Annotated in this window: 1 protein-coding gene; it reads right to left on the bottom strand. The window is 66.8% G+C overall.

Going from position 1 to position 1813, the window contains the following annotated elements; all coding sequences use genetic code 11:
- The coding region (locus LLH23_18935; GenBank protein ID MCE5240540.1) for a hypothetical protein at positions 1–1813 on the bottom strand (1813 nt) is incomplete at both ends.

Raw genomic sequence — 1813 nt, 5'->3', positions numbered from 1 at the left:
GACATCGGCGGCGACGCGGAGGCGGCTGAGATCGGGAAGCTCGTACTTGAGCACCCGCAGGCGCAAATCGAAGTCTTCACTGACGCCCTCGCCGAGAAGATGGGCTTTGCCCTGATAGACGCCGGGCTTTGCATCGCGTGGAACTGCGACCGTCAGCCAGAAGACAACGTGTGCGGGGCCTGTGGCGTCCACGGGCGTCGGGGGCAGCAGCGGGTCGGGCCAGTCCCCCGCAAAGGTGGTCTGGTCGGAGGGAGTCTTGATGGTAACGTAGCCGACGTTATTGAGGCGCAAGCACTGGGCAGACAGCTTGCCCTGTGCCGAGGTGAGCTCGTCGAATTGCAGCCGCAGGCCGCGCAGGGGCGTCTGGCGGGGCGTCAGGCCGATCTGCAAGGCGCGGGTCTGGTTGCGAGCGGCCTGCAGTTCAAGGACAGGGCGCGGCGCGGTGGGCGCTATGCGGTCGGTCAGCAGGACTTTGTGGGTGGGGCTGAGCGACCAGAGCAGGAAGCGCGGCGTGGCCGCGAGTACCTGGGGCCGATGCACCTGCACATCAGCAGTCTGCGGGAGGGCATAGCGGAACTGGGAGACTGGCCTGCCGCCCGAGAGCAGCTTGACGTAGAGGTCCTGCTTGCCGGTTTCGGCCAGCCTGAAGGGCATCACGAAGGGGACGGTACTGACGGACTGTTCGGTGGTAGTTGTCTCGCCGCCGCGTTTGACTGCGTCGCAACGGAGGGTTGAGGCGCCGGAGACGCTGCCCGCCAGTGTCTGGTCGAGCAGTGATGTGACGGTCAAGGCCTGGGGCTGCTCGCCGAAGATGAGCAGGCCCCATTCGGCGGGATTGCACCAGTCCTTCTGGCGCGCGAAGAGCGAGCAACTGGTGCCCTTAGGGCGATTCCGGCCGACTTGCAGGGCCCAGGCGCCTCCCGGGCCGCGGCCGAGGTCGGCGAAGGGAATGGCCATCTCGGCGCTCCAGCCGGTGGACGTGCGCACGGCGCGCACCTGCCATTTGGGCTCCCACGACAGATCGAGCTTGGCGGTCCCGTTCTTGTCGCGCATGCCGTGCTGGCTGTAGGGAGTGCCGAGGGGGTTGGTGGCTAGTTGCAGGTAGCTGTTGCCAGAGCGGTCAGGGTCGAGGAAGACCTCGAAGGAGTCGTCGCCCCATACCGGACCGTCGGGCTGCGTCTCGCGGGCTATTAGCTTTGCGGGATCGTCCGCACTCTGCATGGCAAGGTAGAGATGCATGGCGTCATAGCCCACACGGAGGGCGACAGGTTGGGCGCAAGGGCGGGCGTCGAAGTCGGCGAAACTACCGAGGGGCGCGACAGACCTCCAAGCCGGCTCATCGAGTTGGCCGTCAATCGTGGGCGCGGCGGGGAGGCGGCTGGCGGTGATGAAGAGGTCGCGTTCCTGGACCTGTGGCACGTTGTCGGTGAGGGTCACGTTGTCGAGCAGTAGCGCGTGAGCCCGGCCTTCGGCACCCTCGGCGCGCTTCTGACCGATCCACAGGCGCGTGATCTGGGCACCGCTGACGGCCTGGCGGAAGCTGCGGGCCAGCGGAAGGTCCACGTGGACCCACTGGTTGAGCTTCGGGCGCAGGGACGGCATCGCGCCATACTCTTTGCCGTCGGCGGTCGTGACAAGTACCTGGATATAGTACGGCTCGGCGGGGCCGATAGAGCAGAAGTCGAAGCTGAGGCAGGAGTCGCGGTCAGTGAACTGCCAGCCGGGGCTGACATAGAGGACGCCTTGGGTGGACTCTGCCTGAAGAGCGGCGCCGGTCGGACCTGCGGCGAGGCGGTGGGTGAGTTTGACGGCG

The organism is bacterium (genome assembly GCA_021372615.1).
Classification (GTDB): domain Bacteria; phylum Armatimonadota; class Zipacnadia; order Zipacnadales; family UBA11051; genus JAJFUB01.
This window is presented reverse-complemented; position numbering and strand designations above follow the sequence as displayed.